This is a genomic window from Mesorhizobium sp. 01N446, assembly GCF_056399285.1.
This window is the reverse complement of sequence record NZ_JBFTRA010000005.1, coordinates 281,502-300,956: the sequence shown is the minus strand read 5'-3', so window position 1 is coordinate 300,956 and position 19,455 is coordinate 281,502. Positions and strand designations below refer to the sequence as shown.

Here is a 19,455-nt window from a genome sequence, read left to right as displayed (position 1 = left end):
CTTCAACTCTCTTCCACGAACACCTCTTCGCGCTTCTTCTTGACCGACGGCAGGAAGACGACGACCAGCACGGCCAGTGCCACGAGCAGCAGGCCGGCGCTGATCGGCCGCGTCACGAAGGTCGAGGGGTCGCCGCGCGACAGGATCATGGCGCGGCGCAGGTTTTCCTCGAGCAGCGGGCCGAGCACGAAGCCGAGCAGCAGCGGTGCCGGTTCGCAGCGCAGCTTGGTCAGGACGTAGCCGAGCAGGCCGAAGAAGGCGACGGCATAGAGGTCGAAAGCATTTGTGTTGACGCTGTAAACGCCGATCGAACAGAACGCCATGATGATCGGGAACAGCACGTAGTAGGGGATCGTCAGCAGCTTCACCCAAAGCCCGATCAGCGGCAGGTTGAGGATGATCAGCATCAGATTGCCGATCCACATCGAGGCGATGATGCCCCAGAACAGCTCCGGCTGTTCGGTCGCCACGTTGGGGCCGGGCACGATGCCCTGGATGATCATGGCGCCGATCATCAGCGCCATGACAGGATTGGCCGGAATGCCCAGCGTCAGCATCGGGATGAAGGAGGTCTGGGCGCCGGCATTGTTGGCCGATTCCGGTCCCGCGACTCCGGCGATGGCGCCCTTGCCGAATTCCTCCGGGTTTTTCGACACGCGCTTTTCGACCGTGTAGGAGGCAAAGGCCGCAAGCACCGCGCCGCCGCCGGGCAGGATGCCGAGCGCCGACCCTATGATGGTTCCGCGCACGATGGGTGCGGCCATTTTCTTGAAGTCGTCGCGGGTCGGCATCAGCCCGGAAACCTTGCTGATCAGCACCGAGCGCTCATGCTCGTTTTCGAGGTTGCGCAGGATTTCGGCCACGCCGAAGACGCCGACCGCCACCGCGACGAAATTCAGCCCGTCGGCATATTCGCGGATGCCCAGCGTGAAGCGCGGCACGCCGGTGTAGATGTCGGTGCCGACGATGCCGAGCAGCAGGCCGAGCACGACCATTGCCAGCGCCTTGACGATCGAGCCATGGGCGAGCGCGATGGACGAGACGAGGCCGACGATCATCAGCGAAAAATACTCCGCCGCGCCGAATTGCAGGGCTATCGCCGTCAACGGCGGCGCAAAGACGGCGACGAGGAAGGTCGACACCGTCCCGGCGAAGAACGAGCCGATCGCGGCGATCGCCAGTGCCGCCCCGGCGCGGCCCTGGCGGGCCATCTGATAGCCGTCGATGGCGGTGACGGCGGAGGAGGATTCGCCGGGCATGTTGATCAGAATGGCGGTGGTCGAGCCGCCATACTGGGCGCCGTAATAAATGCCGGCGAGCATGATGAGGGAGGAAACCGGATCGCCGATCTGGAAGGTGATCGGCAGCAGCATGGCGATGGTTGCCGTGGCACCGATGCCGGGCAGGACGCCGATCAGCGTGCCGAGCAGGACGCCGATCAGGCAGAAACCGAGATTGGCCGGCGTCGAGGCCGTCGAAAAGCCGAGCGCGAGGTTGTGGAGGAGGTCCATCTCAGCGCCTCACAATGCCGGCCACCGGGGCAGCCAAGGGCCGAAGCGCTGGAACGGCAGGCCGAGCGCGTAGCTGAAGACGAGGACCGAAAACAGCGTCAGGCCGGCTGACAGCAGGAGTGCGGTCAGCGGCTTCATGCGGCTACTGGCGAAAGCGGCGATCAGCGCCGTCAGGAAGATCGAAGGGACGAAGCCGAGGCCGCGTACCGTCAAGCCGAAGAAGATCGGCGCCGGCAGGATGAACAGCATGCCGCGCCACGCCATGGGACCGATCGGCTCGCCTTCCACGCGTATCGCCTGGACGAGGATGATGGCGCCAAGCAGGATCAGCACGATCGCCAGGACCAGCGGGAAATAGCCCGGTCCCATGCGCAACGCGGTGCCGATTTCGAGGCCGATCGACTGCAGCGCGAAAAATGCGCCGAAGAAGATGAACAGCGCGGCGCACAGGCCGTTGGTCCTGTCGATGGCGAAAGGTTTCATGGCGGTCCTCCCTGACCCTCGGAGCGGGCCTGCCGTTGGAAATGTGAAAAGCGAAGACGGGGCGCCAGCGGCGCCCCGTTCAAGCCATCAGTCGGCGTACTGGCCGGCGGCTTCGATGATCGGCTTCCAGCGCGTGATCTCGCTTTCCAGCTTGGCCTTCAGCGCCGCCGGTGTCGCGTCGGCCTCCGATGACGGCTTGGTGCCGAGTTCGGCGAAGCGGGCGACGACGTTCGGGTCCTTCAGCGCGACCTGGAGCGATTTCGACAGGCGGTCGGTGATCCCGGCCGGCGTGCCCTTCGGCGCATAGAGGCCGTGCCAGATGCCGACCTGCACTGCGGGGAGGCCGGCTTCGATGGTCGTCGGGACATCCTTCAGCACGTCGAGGCGCTCCGGCGCGGTGACGGCATAGGCCTTGATCGTGCCGCCCTGGATCTGCTTGGTGGTGTTGGTCGTCTGGTCGCACATGATGTCGACCTGGCCGCCGAGAAGATCGGTCATGGCCGGGCCGGTGCCCTTGTAGGGCACGGTGACCAGCGGCGTGCCGATGGCGCTCATGAACAGCATGCCGCACAGATGCGAGGCCGCGCCGATGCCGGCATTGGCGACGGTGATGCTGTCCTTGTTGGCCTTGGCGTATTCGACAAGCCCTTTGAGATCGGTCGGCTGCAGATCCTTGCGGGCGACGATGGTCATCGGCACCTCGGTCACCAGACCGACATATTCGAAGGCGTTCAGCGTGTCGTAGGCGAGCTTTCTGTAGAGCGTGGCGCTTGTCGCCATGCCGATGTGATGGAGGAGCAGCGTATAGCCGTCGGGATCGGCATTGGCGACGCGGCCCGCGCCAAGCGTGCCGCCGGCGCCGCCGACATTCTCGACGATGACCTGCTGGCCGAGATCCTTCGACATGGCTTCGGCGACGAGGCGGGTGACCGTGTCGGTCGGGCCGCCGGCGGCAAACGGCACGACCACGGTGATGGTACGTTCGGGATAGGATTGCGCGGTGGCGGTGAACGAATAAAGCGTGACGGCGGCGGCCAGAGCGGCAACAAATTTTCGCATCGTAATTCTCCTCCCGGTATATGGATAAAACCGCTGCGCGGAACTCCTCTCAATGCCGGCCGCGGATGAAACAACAACCGGCGCAGGCCAATAGATTGCAATCGGACTCAAATGGCAAACTGAGATTATCCGCGGTGGCCGGCGTTCAACGGATAGATGTTTGAGCCCGGATCGAGATGCAAAATGGTTAGAAGTAGACAGCTTCGGCAATGCCGATTGCCGAGCTCTGCCCGCCTCCGGTCTATTCTGGATCAGTAGCCATAACCGCGCGCCATCGCCGCCGCGAAGACCGGGATCAACAGGAAGACGAAGGCCTCGGCGCGGATGTAGGTCTTCACCGAGGCCAGTTCGTTCGAGGGCACCGCGAAGGAAGGATTGGCGCCGGCCTGCCGGTTCCAGGGAATGAAGCGCATGGTCGGGGTGATCGACAGCAGGCCGACAATGCCGAAGGCCGCCATCTTGGCCCAGAACACCCAGTTGTAGACGTAGAACTCCCAGCCCTTGAGGCCCCAGAAGACACGGCCGATGCCGACGATGATGATGAGCGCGGCGATGATGCCATAGTGGCGGTCGATGCCGGCGAGCCGCTTCAGCGTCGCGGCGGGCAGGTCGCCGCGGATCAGCACGAATTCGGCGCCGATGATCCCTGCCAGGGAAAACACCAGCAGATGATGGACAATGGCAAGCACAAGGTCGGTCGTGTCCATGCTTCTTCCCTTGGGTTTGAGCACCGGCCCGCGCCTGAAAAGGTCGCGTTGCGATGTGCTGAATCAGCCTGCCGGGAAAATAACACCGTCGGACAGAATTCCCATAGCGGAGCTCACACCTGGCCAGAGGCAGCGTTGACGCAGAGTCGTGGCAGGTTAGGATTGCAGGGCATGACCGGACTGAAACGCGCCTTGAATCCGATGCCTGACCTGATCCGCGACACCTTGGCGGAGCGTGGTCTGATGAAGGCCTATGAGGCCCGGCCGGACTACCAGAAGAACGACTATCTCGGCTGGATTGCCCGCGCCAAGCGCCCGGACACCAGGCAGAAGCGGCTCGACCAGATGCTGGACGAATTGCAACGTGGCGGTGTCTACATGAACATGGTTTGGCGCGGCTGAAGATCTGCTTCGGGTCGCTGCTGAACCTTGCACACGACGGTTCTGGATGATGCCTCGTCTTTCGCTGGCCCTTGCAGCGCAGGGGCGATTTGCTAAGCGCGGGCACCAGCAGCGAGGCAAATTCCATGAACAATAGCCGAGTGACCGTCGCCCCCGTCATCGAGACGCACCGAACCATCCTGCGGGCGCATCGGATTGAGGATTTCGACGCCTATGCCGCGATGTGGGCCGATCCGGCCGTCACCCGTTTCATCGGCGGCAAGCCGCGCACTCGCGAGGAAAGCTGGATGCGCTTCCTGCGTCATGCCGGTCTGTGGTCGCTGCTGGGCTACGGCTTCTGGGCGATCGAGGAGAAGGCGACGGGCCGCTTCGTCGGCGAGGCCGGTTTTCACGATCTGAAGCGCGACATGGAACCGTCGATCGAAGGCATTCCCGAGGCCGGATGGGCGCTGGCGCCGGCCGTGCATGGGGCGGGCCTCGCCACGGAGGTCGTCGGCCGTGTGCTGGCCTGGGGCGAAGAGACCTTCGGACGGGTGAAAACCGTCTGCATCATCGATCCCGAGAATACCGCCTCGTTGAATGTCGCCGGCAAGGTCGGCTATCGCGAAGTGTTGCGGACCACGTATCATGACGCCCCGACCGTGCTGCTGGAGCGGCTGTCCTGAACCGGGATTGCAGTTCCCGTAAACTAGCCCGCCTTGCGGCGCAGCTTCCGCGCCAGATCGGCCCATGGATCGACGCTTTCGGCGGCCGGCGTGACGCCCCGGCCTAGCAGCACCGTCGAGGCATCGAACGGCGTCGGCCTGGCGATCCCATAGCCTTGGGCATAGTCGACGCCGATCGTTTTGAGGGCGGCGGCGATACCGTCGCTCTCGACGAACTCGGCGATGGTACGCTTGCCCATGACCTTGCCGATGTGGTGGATCATCTCGACCATGGCGCGGTCGATGCGGTCGTCGAGCATGTCCTTGACGAAGCTGCCGTCGATCTTGAGGTAGTCGACCGGCAGGTGCTTCAGATACGCGAAGGACGACATGCCGGAGCCGAAATCGTCGAGTGCGAAACGGCAGCCCAGCCCGCGCAGATCGGCAATGAAGCGCATGGCGTTGGTGAGATTGGCGATGGCGCTGGTTTCGGTGATCTCCAGGCAGATCATGGAGGGCGAAATGCCATGGATGAGGAATTGCTCGCGCAGGAAGCCGAGAAAGGTCTCGTCGCCGAAAGTCGCGCCCGAAAGATTGATGGCGCATGTCGTTATCGGCGGCATACGCGGATCGGCCTGGCGAACCGCCAGGATGCGGAAGGTGTTGCGCACCACCCAGCGGTCGATCGACGGCATCAGGCCGTAACGCTCGGCCGCGGGAATGAAGCTCTGCGGGGTGACGAAGCTGTCGTCTTCGTCGGTCAGCCGCAACAGGATCTCGATATGCGCTCCCGCCTCGGCGACGTCATCGTTGAGCGGCCAGATTTCCTGGGCATGAAGCCTGAAACGATTTTGCTCCAATGCGGCGTGCAGGCGCTGCACCCAGGCCATCTCGCCGAAGCGCTCGCGCAAGGCCATGTCACCGTCGCTGTGGATCTGGACGCGGTTGCGGCCCTTTTCCTTGGCCATGTAGCAGGCGACATCGGCGGCCCGCAGCGCTTCCTCGATCGTCACTTGCGCATCGGCGATCTGCACCATGCCGATGCTGACGCTGGTGTTGAAGGGTCTGCCATCCCAGGCGAAATGCATGTCCTGCACGGCCGCGCGCAGCCGTTCGGCGATGTCGGCGGCGGTTTCGCAGTCACTGTCCACCAACAGCACACCGAATTCGTCACCGCCCAGCCTGGCCAGCACGTCGCCCGGCCGCAATTCGTGGGTCAGCAGCGCGGAGATCTGGCGCAGCAACTGGTCGCCTGCGGCATGGCCGCAGGTATCGTTGACCAGCTTGAACTGGTCGAGATCGAGATACATCAAGGCGTGCTGCCGGGGCTGGCCCTGCAATTCGACGATCGTCCTTTCCAGCCGGCTTTCGAAATCGCGCCGGTTGGCGAGCCCGGTCAACGCATCGTGCGAAGCCTGCCATGACAACCGCTCGATGTAATCCTCTTCGCGCGTCATGTCGTGGAAGGCCAGCACCGCGCCGACGACCTCGCCGGAGACGAGCAGCGGCGCGCCGGTGAGCGCGACGGGAACAACGGAGCCGTCCGGCCGCTGCAGCACTTGCGGCCGGGCACTGGAACGGCGCGCCTCGCCGGCCAGGAGACGCTCGACCAACTGCGTTTCTTCAACGCCGGTGTCCTTGTCGACGAGGCGAAACAGCGACGCGACCGGCTTGCCCCTGGCTGTGCCGAGCGGGCAGTCCAGCAGCTTCTCGGCAACCGCATTCATGTAGTCCAGCCGCCCGTCGCGACCGGTGCTGATGACGGCCTGGCCGATCGAAGCCAGTGTGACCTGCGCGCGCTCGCGCTCGGCATTGAGCGCCAGCTGGAAGGCCTGGCGCTGCGCCAGGAGCTTGCGGGTGCGCCACACGGCAAGCAGGATCAAAGATGCGGCGGTGACGAGATTGGCAAAGGTGAGCAGCATCCGGATGAAGCGCGATCCCTCGCCGAGACTGTCCGAGAAGGCCTTGGACAAGGGGGTGATCTGACGATCGAGCTGATGGATTTCCGCTTTCCAGGCGCTGATCTCTGCTGCCGATGCCGGCCCCTTGGCCAGCGTCGCATGCATCTTGTCGCCGAGCTGCTGGATGGCGAGGATCATCGCGTCAGCGGCGGTCCAGTGCCGAATAGCGGTGTCGAGGTAGATGAAGCCGCGGAAATTCTGGAACAGCCAGATCATCCCGGTCACGTCGTCAGGGTGGTTTCTGCCCTGCAGAAAGCCTGCGCGCGCCGCCTCTGTATCGGGGTCGGGCTGCTCAAGCGCCAGGCGGGCCGAGCGGTCGGCCAGCGGAACGGCGATCGCTTCGCGATACTCGCCGAAGAACTCCTCATTGCCGGTGTCGGCATAGAGGCTGAGGAAATAGATGGCGTGCTTTTGCCCCTTGGACCACTGGCTTTCGCCGCCGACATAGGCGCGAACCGCCGAAAGCGTGTAGAGGCTGAGGCTGGCGACCAGCGCCTGGACGAGAACGACGGCAATGAACGGCCAGACGAGCCCGAGAAGACGGGGGCTGGCGTTCCTCGATGACGGCTTCTTCGAATTCACGGACGTGCCATGATCCTGTCAGCGCGTCTGTCCGACTGTTTCACCCGTCGGTTGAGACGATTTTCTTCCCTCATGTCGCGCAAATGGCGACAACAACCGGGTATCACGAGGGACTTAACAGCAAATAAATAGCTGGGTTCTCTATGGAGTCTTTTCTTGATTTGGCGGTTGAATATTACGTAACGTCAAGTGATTGCTTCAAGTTGAATCAGTTTGTATTCGAAGCTTGTCGGCCTTTTTCTGGCTCGCAATCGCGTCGGCTAAGGCAACGCCTCCGACGCAAGACTTGCCTGTTCCAGCATCGAGGCATCCTCGCCGAAGGCGCGGGTGGCGCGGGCCGCCGCCTCGAGCAATGGCCGTTTCATGCGCTCAAGGAAGGCGGCATCGACGCGCGTGCTCGGCCCGGCCAGCGTCAAGGCGCCGAGCAGGACGCGCCCAGGCCCGAATACCGGCGCCGAGATGCCCGCCGTCTCGGGATCGCGGTCGCCGACGGCGAGGCAGTTGCAGGTCCTCCGGATGGTCTCGTAGGGCTCGCCCGGCTGGCCGGAAAACGCCGCCAGCACGCGGCCGCCCGAACCGACGAGCAAAGGCAACACGTCACCCTCGCGTATGGTGTAGCGGATCGGATGCTTGGATTCGACGCGGTAGAGACAGGTGCGGACGTCGCCCGAGCGGACATAGAAGGCGACGCTCTCCCAACTGCGCTCCGAGAGGTCGCGCATGATCGGCAGCAGGATGTCGACCGCCACGACCGAGCGCTGGTAGAGCGCGCCCAGCCGGAAGGCCGCGGGCCCGACACGGTAGCGCCCATCGTCGAGACGCTCGAGCAGTTGCCCACGCAGCAGCGAATTCGCCAGCCGCAGGATCGTGCTCTTGTAGAGGCCGGTGCGCGCCGCGATTTCAGCCAGGCTGAGCGAGCGGTCTGCCGTGGTGAAGGCATCGAGGATGGCAATCGCCCGATCAAGGGCCGCAACGCCTTCGACCGAAGCGCGCCGGCTTTCCACATCAATCGATCTGCCTGGCAAGTCCATTGCAATTCCCAGTTCGGAGAATCCGGAGCGGAGCCACTCTGTCGCGCCCGTGTATCGTTCTGTCCAGCAGAATATCGTTCCCGTTGACAGAACTTGGTAACATCTGCTTGAACTCGATCACGGGTCTGTGAATGCAGGCGCGTTTGGCAGGCACCGGAGGAGGTGTCGTGATCTGGAGGAATCCCATGCTGAACAGACGCAGATTTTTGATGAGCACAGCGGCTGCAGGCGCTGCCGGCCTTGCAGGACTTCATCTCACGCCAGCTTTCGCCGAAGGCGCACCGCAGATCCAGATTTTCGTGCCGGCGGCCCCCGGGGGCGGCTGGGACCAGACAGGGCGCACGATGGATCAGGTGATGCGCGCGGAGAAGCTGATCTCCGGCTCGCAGATCACCAATGTCGGCGGCGCCGGCGGCACGGTCGGGCTGCCGCAATTCATCAGCCAGTGGAACGGCAAGGGCAATTCGCTGATGGTCGCCGGCATGGTCATGGTCGGCGCCATCATCGCCAACAAGGCCGCCAACAATCTGACGCAGGTCACGCCGATCGCCCGTCTCACCGGCGAATTCGAGGCGCTGGTGGTGCCGGCGGAATCGCCGTTCAAGACCGCCGCCGATTTCGTCGCCGCGCTCAAGGCCGATCCGACAAAGGTTCCCGTCGCCGGCGGTTCGGCCGGTGGTTCCGACCACATCCTGTTCGGCCTGATCGCCAAGACGGTCGGCGTTCCGGCGACCAATCTGTCCTATGTGCCGTTCGCAGGTGGCGGTGAAGCCTTGTCGGCGCTGCTCGGCAACCAGGTGGCGGCCGGCATTTCCGGCTATGGCGAATTCTCCGAACAGGTCAAGGCGGGCGCGCTCAGGCTGCTCGCCATCTCGGCCGACAAGCGCCAGGACGGCATCGACGCGCCGACGCTGAAGGAAGCCGGCATCGATGTCGAATTGTTCAACTGGCGCGGCGTCTTCGCACCTCCCGGCGTGTCCGACGCCGACAAGGCGGCACTGATCACCATGGTCGAGACCATGGCCAAAAGCGATGCCTGGGCGGCCGAATGCAAGAACCGCAACTGGACGCCCATCCTGCTCACCGGCGACGACTACGCGGAATTCGTCGCCGAGGATTCGGCGCGCATCGAAGCCATCCTCAAGGATCTCGGCCTCGCCTGATTTTCCCCAGGGGGACCGCGCGAGCCGTCCCTCATCTTTCAATTCCAGCCGATCGCAGAGGAGCGCGGTCTGGCAACAAGTGAAGGTGCGTGAGGCCGGCAGCGGCTGCCGGCCGCCTTGGTCGATCAACGGGCCACCTACCGGGGAGGAAATTCATGAGCACCATCCACCAGCCGGCGACGCCCTCGCGCCTTGCCGTGCCGGAGTTGCTGATCGGCATCGGCCTTCTGGCCTGTGCCGGCGCCGTTGCCTGGCAAACGTTGGCGATCCCGGTGTCGCCGCTCTATTCCAAGGTCGGTCCGACCGTCTTTCCCTATCTCACCATGGTCGGCCTGATTGTGCTTTCGCTGCTGCTCATTCTCGCCGCATTTCGCGGCGGCTGGCAGCCGGAAGAGGAAAAGGAAACGCCGACCGACTGGAAGGCGATGGGCTTCGTCGTCATTGGCCTTCTGGCCAATCTGCTGCTTATCCGTCCGCTCGGCTTCACCGCGGCATCGGTCATCATGTTCGTTCTTGTCTGCTACGGCTTCGGCAGCAGGCATACGCTGCGCGACGCGCTTACCGGCCTTATCCTGGCGCTGGCCGCCTATTTCGGTTTCGCCAGGGCACTCGGCGTCAACATCGGCGCCGGTTTCATCGAGAACCAGCTGAACACGGTGATGGATGCGATCATCGGCGCGTTTGGAGCGTGAGGCCATGAACACGCTCACACAGCTCGCCCACGGCTTCTCGGTCGCCTTCACCCCGGTCAATCTTCTGTGGTGCCTGCTCGGCACCACGCTTGGCACTGCCATCGGCGTGCTGCCTGGGCTGGGGCCAGCGCTGACCATCGCGCTGCTTCTGCCGATCACTTACCAGGTCGCGCCGGAGGCGTCCTTCATCCTGTTCGCCGGCATCTATTACGGCGCCATGTATGGCGGCTCGACGACCTCGATTCTGCTCAACACACCTGGCGAAAGCGCCACCATCGTCACCGCGCTGGAGGGCAACAAGATGGCGCGGTCCGGCCGTGGCGGAGCGGCCCTCGCCACTTCGGCGATCGGCTCCTTCGTCGCCGGCACGCTCGGCACGCTCGGCGTCGCCTTCCTGGCGCCGGTGGTGGTCAAGTTTGCGCTGGCCTTCGGTCCAGCGGAATATTTCTCGCTGATGGTGCTCGCCTTCATAACGGTTTCGGCCGTGCTCGGTTCGTCCTCGGTGCGCGGGCTCACCAGCCTGTTTGCCGGCTTCGTCATCGGTATGATCGGCGTCGATCTGCAGACCGGCCAGCCGCGCTTCACCTTCGGCTCGACCGAACTGCTCGATGGCGTCGACGTCATCATCGCCGCCGTTGGCCTGTTCGCGGTCGGCGAGACGCTCTACATGGCCTCGCGCCGCTATGCCGGCAAGGACGAGATCGTGCCGCTGAAAGGCTCGCTCTACATGACGGCCGCCGAATGGAGCCGGTCATGGAAGGCCTGGCTGCGCGGCGCCGCGATCGGCTTCCCGATCGGCGCCATGCCGGCCGGCGGCGCCGAAATCCCGACCTTCCTGTCCTACGCCATCGAGAAGAAGCTGTCGAAGCACAAGGAGGAGTTCGGCACGGTCGGCGCCATCGAGGGCGTCGCCGGCCCCGAGGCCGCCAACAATGCATCGGCCGCCGGCGTGCTGGTGCCGATGCTGACGCTCGGCCTGCCGACCTCGGCGACAGCGGCGATCATGCTGTCGGCTTTCCAGAGCTACGGTATCAACCCCGGGCCGCTGCTTCTGACAACGCAGGCCAATCTGGTCTGGGGCCTGATCGCCAGCCTGTTCATTGCCAACGTCATCCTCGTTATCCTCAATTTGCCGCTGATCGGTCTGTGGGTGCGGCTGCTAAAGATCCCGGCGCCGCAGCTTTATGCCGGCATCCTGGTGTTCGCCACCGTCGGCACCTATGGCATCTCGCAGTCGCCGATCGATCTCGTCATCCTCTATCTCCTGGGGGCGGCGGGCTTCCTGATGCGACGCTTCGATTTCCCGACCGCGCCGGTCATCATCGGCATGATCCTGGGGCCGCTCGCCGAAACCCAGTTCCGCCGGGCGATGACCATCTCGAATGGCGACTGGTCGGTGTTCTACAAGCATCCGCTGTCGCTGACGCTGCTGACGCTCGCCTTCATCGGCCTGGTCGGGCCGCATATCTGGGCCTTCATAGAGCATCGCCGGAGGCGCGGACCGGAACATGTGCCGGGCGATGCCTGACCGATTTGAGAAGACATGACTGACCTGCTTTCCGGCATCCGCGTTCTCGACCTGACCAATGTTCTGGCCGGGCCCTATTGTGCCTATCAGCTGGCGCTGCTGGGGGCAGACGTGATCAAGGTCGAGGGACCGCAAGGCGGCGACCTGGCGCGCCAGCTCGGCGGTTCGCTAGAGCTCAACCAGGCCGGCATGGGCGCCTCGTTCCTGGCGCAGAACGCCGGCAAACGATCTGTCATGCTCGACCTCAAGACGGAAGCCGATCGTGAGCGCTTCCTCGACCTGGTCGCCAGTGCCGACGCGCTGGTGGAGAATTTCCGCCCCGGCGTGATGGATCGGCTTGGCCTCGGCCATGAGGCACTGAAGGCGGTCCGCCCGGGCCTCGTCTATTGCGCGATATCGGGTTTCGGACAGACCGGGCCGATGCGGGACAATCCCGCCTACGACCAGATCATCCAGGGCCTGTCGGGCATTATGAGCATCACCGGCACGCCGGAAACGGCGCCGCTGCGTGTCGGCTATCCGGTCGCCGATACGTTGGGCGGACTGGTCGGCGCGTTCGCGATCGCATCGGCGCTGGTCAGGCAGAAGATCTCGGGCAAGGGCGCCTTTCTCGACGTCTCGATGCTCGAATGCACGCTTTCCGCGCTTGGCTGGCCGGTGTCGAACTATCTGACCGCAGGGGTCGATCCCAAGCCTATGGGAAATGAGAACATGACGGCGGCACCCTCCGGAGCGTTCCGCACCGGCGATGGGTTGCTCAACATCGCCGCCAACAAGCAGGAGCAGTTCGTGACGCTTTGCCGGCTGATCGGACGGTCGGAACTGGCGTCGGACACGCGCTTTGCCGAGCGTGAAACACGCAAGAAGAACCGCGCGGCGCTGAAAGCCGAGATCGAGGAGGCCCTGGCAGGTGCCTCTGCGGCCGTGTGGGAAGAGACGCTCAACCGCGCCGGCGTGCCGGCGGGCAGGGTGCTGACCATCCCGCAAGTGCTGGCAGAGCCGCAGGTGCTGGAACGCCAGGTGACAGCCAATTTCGATGATGTTGCCGGGATGGACAGGCCGCTGACCGTGCTGCGCGGCGGCTTCATGGTTGACGGCGTGGCGCCTTTGCCAACGAAGCCGCCACCGGCGCTCGGCGCGCATATGGACGAAGTGTTCGCCGCCCTGCCGCCGCGCGCCAGGGCAAAGGCGCGGGCATGAGCGATACGCAGAAGAAGTCAGGCCGTGAACGCGGCGAGGAATGGTGGCAGACCGGTATCATCGAGATGAGCCCCGGCGTCATCCGGCTGCGCGGCTACGAGATCCAGGACCTGATCGGCCGTGTCTCCTTCCCCGCGATGATCTGGCTGATGCTGCGTGGCGACTTACCAAGCGAGGACCAGGCGGCACTGCTCGGCATTGCTCTGGGCGCGGCGGTCGATCATGGGCCGCAAGCGCCGTCGATCGCCATTGCCCGCATGGCGGCGACCTGTGGGGTCGGCATCAACAGCGCCATGGCCTCGGCCATCAATGTGCTCGGCGACGTGCATGGCGGCGCCGGTGAGCAGGCGCTATCCTTCTATGGGGATATCGCCGTGGCGATCGATGGCGGGATGGCGCTGGGGGAAGCGGTCTCGACCTGGCTCGACCGGTTCTTCGTCGAGGAGAAGGGTTATGTGCCGGGGCTCGGCCACCGCTTTCACCCGGTCGATCCGCGTGCACCGCGCCTGCTGGAACTGACCCGCGAATTTGCCGTGCGTGGTGTCATCAATGGACGGTTCGCCGACATCGCCGAGGCAATCGAGGCGGAGGTCGCCCGCCGGAAGGGCAAGAAGATCCCGCTCAACATCGATGGCGCCACGGCCGTCATCTATGGCGAACTCGGCTTTCCGCCGCCGCTGACGCGCGGGCTCTTCGTGCTGTCGCGCTCGGTCGGCATACTGTCACATGCCTGGGAGCAGTCGCAGCAGAGCGAGCGAAACAAGGGACCGCTGCCGCGCGAATGGCTGTGGGCCTATACCGGCACGCCGCCGCGGCCGTATCCCGGAGAGGACGAGGCCGGCGATTGAGCCTATGTCGCGCTGAGCGGCATAGGCCCGGGAAGCGTCAGGGTCTTCACCAGCGTCGACAGGTCGGGTTCATCGATAAGCATCGCGGCATCGACCGGGGCCAGCCAGGCTCGCTGCCGACGCTTGGCTTCCTGCCAGTCGGCAAGCTCTTCGGTCACTTCAAGCAGGTAGACGATAACGTCGACGCGGACAAAGCGGTTGGCCAGCCGTTTCCAGTAGGAATAGGTGCCGGCCGGCCGCTTCAGCGCCTTGCCAAGCACGCCGGCTTCCTCCTGCGCCTCGATCGTGGCCGCCTTGCGCCCGCTCTTGCCCTTCATCGGCCAGCCCTTGGGAACGATGAAGCGCTTGGTCGTTCTCGACGTGACCAGCATCACCTCGATGCCGCCATGCTCGTTCAGCCGAAAGGGGATCGCCGCCACCTGGCGGATCCTTTCCCCTTTCTTGGCCCGGCGTACGGCCTTTTTCTTCGTGGCTGTCATTTGCAATAGTCCAGTCGGTCAGTGCCCCATAGCGTGATGTGGCGCCTTTGAAAACCCAAACTGCCGCAGGGGCACCCTGAAGGTCCCTATCATGTAAGTCGGCTAAATAAAAGAAGCTCGCCTGTCAGCGGCAGGTGCTCACGGCCGTGGTGCCGATGATCTGCATCTGGCAGCCTGACCTGACCTGCGGCACGACCGGCGGTGGCTGCTGGACGATCACGCGGTCCTGGTCGCGATACTGCTGTTGCTGCTGCTGGAACTGCTGTCGCTGAATGCGGCTCTGCAACGCCTGCAGATCGTTCTGCTGGATCAGCGCGTTGTTTTGAGCCGCAGGATTGAGCACTTGCGCGCAAACGGGCAGCGCAAAGCCGGCCACAAAAGTCGCGGGCAGCATCGCCGATGCAAGTTTCCTAAATAGCCGACGCGCCAGCATCGGCGCGTTCCTGCGAAAAATCCTGTTCATTCCCGCAATATAGGGTGTTTGTCCGGCGATGCCATGGCTGGTCCATCGGCCTCTTGAAATCAATCGCGCCTCAGCCCCGTCCCGGCATCCGGTCCGCGGCCGTGGATTGCCGGCGATGCCAGCGCTTGAGCCCGGCACGGACATCGCGCTCCGCGACGCGGGGGCATCCGCTCCATGGAAGGCCAGGTGGGAGTTGCCCCAATAAAGGTCGCTTCTCAGTGGCGCAGAATCTGCCGGCAACCCCGCATTGCACTTGACGCAGGCGGTCGATTCGCCGCTCTATCGGGTCGGCGCTGGCCTCGAGCTGAATGGCGTCAATGGCGTCGGCATGCCCGTCAGGGGCAACCGCGCTTTCGGGGAACGGTCAAACAGAATGCAGTCAGCGCGTCTCTCAAGGTCAGCTTCCAGCTGGCTCGGGACGGAGCCCGGCGGGAGAGGTCTTTATGAGGAAATACGCGTATTTGGTTGCGATGCTGGGTGCGGCCTGCATCGCGGGTGTGCCGGCCGTGGCCGCGCAGACCAAGGGCGACAAGGTGGCGGCACCGCCCGCGGCCGCTGACGCGCCGCAATTGCCCGGCGGGGCATCGGCTCTGTCCGAAACCCATGGCGACTGGACGGTCAATTGCCAGATATCGGGCACGAACAAGGTCTGCAGCCTGTCGCACCAGCAGTTCAACAAGCAAAGCAACCAGCGGCTGCTGGCGATCGAACTGTCGAGCAAGACCGGCGAAGATGCGACCGGCACCCTTGCCCTGCCGTTCGGACTGGCGCTCGCCAAGGGCGTCACCCTGACCATCGACGACCAGAAGCTTGACGGCAGCCTGGCGTTCAACACCTGCCAGGTGGTCGGCTGCCTGGTGCCGGTGGCGTTCGACGCCAATGTCACGCCGCTGCTCAAGAACGGCACCACGCTGAAGATCGACGCCTTCGCGGCGGACACCGGGCAAGCGGTGAGCTTTTCCATTCCGCTCAACGGGTTCGGCGGGGCGCTCGCCCGCACGGCGGAACTCTTGTCGAACTGACCGGCTCAGATCGGAGTCTGATGCGCGGCGTCCAACGGGTGCCACGTATCTTGTCCAATGCGCGTCAAACGACTGTTGTTTTCAGCCGCTCGGCGATGAGGGCGGCGAGCCGCGCCGCCACCTCGTCCTTGGTCATCTCGGGCCATTCCTCAACGCCGGCCTTCGATACGATCCGCACCCGGTTGCGGTCGCCGCCCATGACGCCTGAAGGGCCGATGCCGCTTTCGTGCGACACGTCGTTGGCGACGATCAGATCGGCGCCCTTCTTCTTCAGCTTGGCCTCGGCATTGGCAATCAGATCCTGCGTCTCGGCGGCGAAGCCGACGACCAGGCCGGGTCGCTGGCTGTGATGGCCGACGCCGGCAAGGATGTCCGGATTCTCCACCATGCGCAGCACCGGGGGGCCTTCGCCTGCGACCTTCTTGATCTTTTCGCCGGCCGAATTCTCAGTGCGCCAGTCGGCGACGGCGGCGACGAACACCGCGGCGTCGGCTGGCAGAAGCTGTTCGACCGCATCGCGCATCTCCTGCGCACGCTCGACATGAATGGTCTTCACGCCGGTCGGATCGGCAATGCCGACAGGACCGGAGACGAGGCGCACATCGGCGCCGAGCCTTGCCAATGCCGCGGCGATGGCGTGGCCCTGCTTGCCCGACGAACGGTTGGCGATATAGCGCACCGGGTCGATCGGCTCGTGTGTCGGGCCGGAGGTCACGATGATCTTGCGCCCCGCCAGCGGCTTGGGGCCGGCATCGAGCAGCGCCTCGACCGCGGCGACGATCTCCAGCGGTTCGGCCATGCGGCCTTCGCCGGCCTCATTGCTTTCCGCCATCTCGCCTTTGGCAGGGCCGACGAAAGTGACGCCGTCCTTGCCCAAGGTCGCACGATTGCGGCGGGTTGCCGGATGCGCCCACATTTTCGGGTTCATCGCCGGCGCCATCAGCACCGGCTTGTCGGTGGCCAGCAGCACGGTTGAGGCAAGATCGTTGGCGTGGCCATTGGCAAGCTTGGCCATCAAATCGGCGGTGGCGGGCGCCACCACCAGAAGATCGGCCTCGCGCGACAGCCTGATATGGCCGACATCGTGCTTGTCATTGCGGTCGAACAATTCGGTGAAGACATGGTCGGCCGAGAGCGCACCGACCGACAGGGTGGTGACGAATTCCTGTGCGGCCGCTGTCATCACCACCCGTACCGCCGCCCCGCGCTCACGCAACCGGCGGATCAGGTCGAGCGCCTTGTAGGCGGCAATACCGCCGCCGATGATGAGCAGGATGCGCTTGCCGGAGAGGCTCATGCACCCTCCCAAGGATTGACTATGTTGATACCGCAGTCGGAAAAGTCAGCAGCATTTCTAGTCACCACCGCAAAGCCTCGTGAGCGAGCAACAGAGGCGATCTGTGCGTCAAATTCGCGGATAGGGCGTCCCAGAAATCGTCTCTTCGAAACAATCTCTGCGTATGCTTCGGCCTCACGGTCTCCAAACGCGAGCACTGGGGTCTTGAGCCACGTGGTGAAAAAGGCCTCGATGACACTGCCCAGTGCAGCTTTACGCTTTCCATCGGGCATGGTTGCAAGTCCGACAAGCAGCTCTGCCTTGGTCATCGCCGTGACATATGTGCGGGTCGCCAGCGAGCTATCCATCCAGGTAGCCACCCCTGCATCCGGCCGTGGTTTGAAGGTTTCGGAAATAACATTCGTATCCAGCACGAACATGGTTAGTCAAATTTCAGTGGTTCGCGCGTAGGGCCGCGCTCCGGCAACTCGATATCGAAACCGCCATGGGGCTCAACCAGCCTACGAATCGCGGCGTAAAGGGACTCGCCCCGAGGGTCTTGGTCCACACCGTCCGAAAGGACACTCTTGGCAAGAACGCTGCGCGCTTCCTCTTCCATTGAGACTCCCCTCACGGCAGCTCGCTCACGCAATTTCTGCTTCACGTTGGCATCGAGATTGCGGATAGTAAGTGTGCTCATGTTTTTGCTCCTACCCTCAACGTAGTCCTTGAAAGCGTTGCTTTCAATGACAGCAATGCCTGCATTGCTGTCATTGAGGGTGCTCAGAGCAGTTTCCAGGCGATATAGACCAGCGTCAGCGCGATCACCCACAGCGCCATGCGGCCGGAGCGGCTGTAGCGCGCCTCGGCCTTGCCGATGGCGCGCGCCGTGGTCTCGTCGAAGCGCAGGCCGTGCTCGGCCATCAGGTCGATCTCGCGCGACAGCCGGTCGGTGCGCGCGGCAAGCTCAGGCGCCTGGCGGGCGAGCGTCAGCAGCGCCTTGGCGCCGTCGCGCGCATCGATCATCATGCCGCGCGGGCCGAGGTTTCCGGCGATCCAGCCGCCGACCACCGGCTCGGCCGTCTTCCACATGTTGAAGGCCGGATCGAGCGTGCGCGCCACGCCCTCGACCACCACCATGGTCTTCTGCAGCAGGATCAGTTCCGGCCGCGTCGCCATGTCGAAGAGTTCGGTCACCTCGAACAGCAGCGTCAGCAGCTTGGCCATGGAAATGGTTTCGGCCGGCTGGCCGTGGATCGGCTCGCCAATGGCGCGGATCGCTTGCGCGAAGGCCGCGACATTATGCTGGCGCGGCACGTAGCCGGCCTCGAAATGCACCTCGGCGACGCGCAGATAGTCGCGCGTGATGAAGCCGTAGAGGATTTCGGCGAGGAAGCGGCGCTCCTTCTTGCCGAGACGTCCGGCAATGCCGAGATCGACGGCGACGATGGTCCCGTTGGCTTCGACGAACAGGTTTCCCGGATGCATGTCGGCATGGAAGAAACCGTCGCGTAGCGTATGGCGCAGGAACGACTGGATGAGATTGGCGGCGATCGCCTTCAGATCATGGCCGGCCTCCTCCAGGCCTGCGATGTTGTTCATCTTGACGCCGTCGACCCATTCCATGGTCAGCACGTCGCGGCCGGTGCGCTCCCAGTCGACGGATGGCACGCGGAAGCCGGGGTCGTCCTTGGTGTTCTCCCCAAGTTCGGAGAGTGCCGCCGCCTCGAGGCGCAGATCCATCTCGATCTTGGTGGTCTGTGCCAGCGTTTCGGTCACCTCGACAGGCCGCAGCCGGCGCGAGGACGGGATGTATTTCTCCTGCAGGCGGGCGGCGAGGAAATAGCTTTCGAGATCCTGGAAGAAGCGGCGGCGCACGCCGGGCCGGATGACCTTCACCGCGACCTTGGTGGCGGCGCCGTCATGGATGGCTTCGGCGGCATGGACCTGGGCGATCGAAGCGGCGGCGACCGGGTCGCCGAACTCGGCGTAGAGATCGCCCACCTTGCGCCCGAGCGAGGCTTCGATGGCCGCTACCGCCTCGGCTCTCGGGAAGGTGTGCATCTTGTCCTGCAGCATAGCGAGATCGAGCGCCATGTCGTTGCCGACGACATCGGGCCGCGTCGCCAGGAACTGGCCGAGCTTGACGTAGGACGGGCCGAGCCGGACCACGGCCTTGGCCAGCCGGTCGCTGCGCTCATAGGCGAGCGCGCGGCGGCGGGTGAACAGCCGCGCCAGCCGCCAGCCGAATTTCGGCAAACCGGAGAGTTCCTCGCCCGGCAGAGCGGCGATGACGCCCTCGCGCACCAGCACCCAGCCGGCCCGTGCGAGCCTGAAACCGGCGCCGACGCTGCTCATGGCTGTACCAAGGCCGGTCCTTGCGACCGGCACGAGCCATATCGGG

At 64.3% G+C, this 19,455-nt stretch carries 20 protein-coding genes; 8 read left to right on the top strand and 12 right to left on the bottom strand.

Annotation, left to right across the window (positions count from 1 at the left end; all coding sequences use genetic code 11):
• Window positions 1–2: 2 nt before the first annotated feature.
• The 4 genes from AC1DPX_RS20800 to AC1DPX_RS20785 all read right to left on the bottom strand — a co-directional run bounded on the left by AC1DPX_RS20800 (window position 3) and on the right by AC1DPX_RS20785 (window position 3,760).
• Window positions 3–1,511: a tripartite tricarboxylate transporter permease gene (locus AC1DPX_RS20800; protein WP_477239248.1), complete on the bottom strand. Its 1,509-nt coding sequence runs from the start codon at window positions 1,509–1,511 to the stop codon at window positions 3–5.
• A gap of 9 nt (window positions 1,512–1,520) precedes the next feature.
• Window positions 1,521–1,994 carry a tripartite tricarboxylate transporter TctB family protein gene (locus tag AC1DPX_RS20795; protein WP_477239246.1) on the bottom strand — a complete coding sequence of 158 codons (474 nt, stop codon included), beginning with the start codon at window positions 1,992–1,994 and terminating at the stop codon, window positions 1,521–1,523.
• 87 nt (window positions 1,995–2,081) lie between these two features.
• The gene (locus AC1DPX_RS20790; protein ID WP_202357897.1) at window positions 2,082–3,053 is read right to left on the bottom strand and encodes a tripartite tricarboxylate transporter substrate-binding protein; all 972 of its coding nucleotides are present in this window, start codon (window positions 3,051–3,053) and stop codon (window positions 2,082–2,084) included.
• Window positions 3,054–3,304: 251 nt separating this feature from the next.
• Window positions 3,305–3,760: a DUF2214 family protein gene (locus AC1DPX_RS20785; RefSeq protein ID WP_477239244.1), complete on the bottom strand. Its 456-nt coding sequence runs from the start codon at window positions 3,758–3,760 to the stop codon at window positions 3,305–3,307.
• A gap of 171 nt (window positions 3,761–3,931) precedes the next feature.
• Between AC1DPX_RS20785 and AC1DPX_RS20780 the strand changes: the two genes are divergently transcribed.
• Window positions 3,932–4,162: a YdeI/OmpD-associated family protein gene (locus tag AC1DPX_RS20780; RefSeq protein WP_477239242.1), complete on the top strand. Its 231-nt coding sequence runs from the start codon at window positions 3,932–3,934 to the stop codon at window positions 4,160–4,162.
• 125 nt (window positions 4,163–4,287) lie between these two features.
• Window positions 4,288–4,827 carry a GNAT family N-acetyltransferase gene (locus AC1DPX_RS20775; RefSeq protein WP_202357900.1) on the top strand — a complete coding sequence of 180 codons (540 nt, stop codon included), beginning with the start codon at window positions 4,288–4,290 and terminating at the stop codon, window positions 4,825–4,827.
• A 23-nt stretch (window positions 4,828–4,850) separates the two neighbouring features.
• On the opposite strand, the gene AC1DPX_RS20770 is transcribed toward AC1DPX_RS20775, so the two are convergent.
• Window positions 4,851–7,349, bottom strand: a complete 2,499-nt coding sequence (locus AC1DPX_RS20770) for an EAL domain-containing protein (protein ID WP_477239240.1) — start codon at window positions 7,347–7,349, stop codon at window positions 4,851–4,853.
• Window positions 7,350–7,609: 260 nt separating this feature from the next.
• On the bottom strand, window positions 7,610–8,380 hold the full coding sequence (locus AC1DPX_RS20765) for an IclR family transcriptional regulator (RefSeq protein WP_477239238.1): 771 nt from the start codon (window positions 8,378–8,380) through the stop codon (window positions 7,610–7,612).
• A gap of 185 nt (window positions 8,381–8,565) precedes the next feature.
• Here AC1DPX_RS20765 and AC1DPX_RS20760 point away from each other — a divergent pair, with 185 nt between their 5' ends.
• From AC1DPX_RS20760 to AC1DPX_RS20740, 5 genes are all read left to right on the top strand, one after another.
• The gene (locus AC1DPX_RS20760) at window positions 8,566–9,543 is read left to right on the top strand and encodes a Bug family tripartite tricarboxylate transporter substrate binding protein (protein ID WP_477239236.1); all 978 of its coding nucleotides are present in this window, start codon (window positions 8,566–8,568) and stop codon (window positions 9,541–9,543) included.
• A 155-nt stretch (window positions 9,544–9,698) separates the two neighbouring features.
• Window positions 9,699–10,235, top strand: coding sequence for a tripartite tricarboxylate transporter TctB family protein (locus tag AC1DPX_RS20755; protein ID WP_477239234.1), 537 nt, complete (start codon window positions 9,699–9,701; stop codon window positions 10,233–10,235).
• 4 nt (window positions 10,236–10,239) lie between these two features.
• On the top strand, window positions 10,240–11,763 hold the full coding sequence (locus tag AC1DPX_RS20750; protein ID WP_202357905.1) for a tripartite tricarboxylate transporter permease: 1,524 nt from the start codon (window positions 10,240–10,242) through the stop codon (window positions 11,761–11,763).
• A 15-nt stretch (window positions 11,764–11,778) separates the two neighbouring features.
• A complete protein-coding gene (locus tag AC1DPX_RS20745) occupies window positions 11,779–12,963 on the top strand; it encodes a CaiB/BaiF CoA transferase family protein (protein ID WP_477239232.1) in 1,185 nt (394 codons plus the stop codon).
• A complete protein-coding gene (locus tag AC1DPX_RS20740; protein ID WP_202357907.1) occupies window positions 12,960–13,811 on the top strand; it encodes a citryl-CoA lyase in 852 nt (283 codons plus the stop codon). Before AC1DPX_RS20745 ends, AC1DPX_RS20740 begins: the two co-directional genes overlap by 4 nt.
• A gap of 2 nt (window positions 13,812–13,813) precedes the next feature.
• Here the strand turns inward: AC1DPX_RS20740 and AC1DPX_RS20735 are convergent, their stop codons facing one another.
• Both AC1DPX_RS20735 and AC1DPX_RS20730 read right to left on the bottom strand, forming a co-directional pair.
• The gene (locus tag AC1DPX_RS20735) at window positions 13,814–14,290 is read right to left on the bottom strand and encodes an NUDIX hydrolase (RefSeq protein WP_202357908.1); all 477 of its coding nucleotides are present in this window, start codon (window positions 14,288–14,290) and stop codon (window positions 13,814–13,816) included.
• A gap of 124 nt (window positions 14,291–14,414) precedes the next feature.
• Window positions 14,415–14,723, bottom strand: a complete 309-nt coding sequence (locus AC1DPX_RS20730; protein ID WP_244730721.1) for a hypothetical protein — start codon at window positions 14,721–14,723, stop codon at window positions 14,415–14,417.
• 473 nt (window positions 14,724–15,196) lie between these two features.
• Between AC1DPX_RS20730 and AC1DPX_RS20725 the strand changes: the two genes are divergently transcribed.
• Window positions 15,197–15,775, top strand: a complete 579-nt coding sequence (locus AC1DPX_RS20725) for an invasion associated locus B family protein (RefSeq protein ID WP_096450172.1) — start codon at window positions 15,197–15,199, stop codon at window positions 15,773–15,775.
• A gap of 64 nt (window positions 15,776–15,839) precedes the next feature.
• Here the strand turns inward: AC1DPX_RS20725 and coaBC are convergent, their stop codons facing one another.
• The 4 genes from coaBC to ubiB all read right to left on the bottom strand — a co-directional run bounded on the left by coaBC (window position 15,840) and on the right by ubiB (window position 19,409).
• A complete protein-coding gene (gene coaBC, locus AC1DPX_RS20720; protein WP_477239230.1) occupies window positions 15,840–17,072 on the bottom strand; it encodes a bifunctional phosphopantothenoylcysteine decarboxylase/phosphopantothenate--cysteine ligase CoaBC in 1,233 nt (410 codons plus the stop codon).
• Complete coding sequence (locus AC1DPX_RS20715; RefSeq protein WP_477239228.1) at window positions 17,069–17,491, bottom strand: PIN domain-containing protein; 423 nt, start codon at window positions 17,489–17,491, stop codon at window positions 17,069–17,071. Before AC1DPX_RS20715 ends, coaBC begins: the two co-directional genes overlap by 4 nt.
• A gap of 2 nt (window positions 17,492–17,493) precedes the next feature.
• Window positions 17,494–17,751: a FitA-like ribbon-helix-helix domain-containing protein gene (locus tag AC1DPX_RS20710; RefSeq protein WP_202357911.1), complete on the bottom strand. Its 258-nt coding sequence runs from the start codon at window positions 17,749–17,751 to the stop codon at window positions 17,494–17,496.
• A gap of 83 nt (window positions 17,752–17,834) precedes the next feature.
• Complete coding sequence (gene ubiB / locus AC1DPX_RS20705) at window positions 17,835–19,409, bottom strand: 2-polyprenylphenol 6-hydroxylase (protein ID WP_477239226.1); 1,575 nt, start codon at window positions 19,407–19,409, stop codon at window positions 17,835–17,837.
• Window positions 19,410–19,455: the final 46 nt, after the last annotated feature.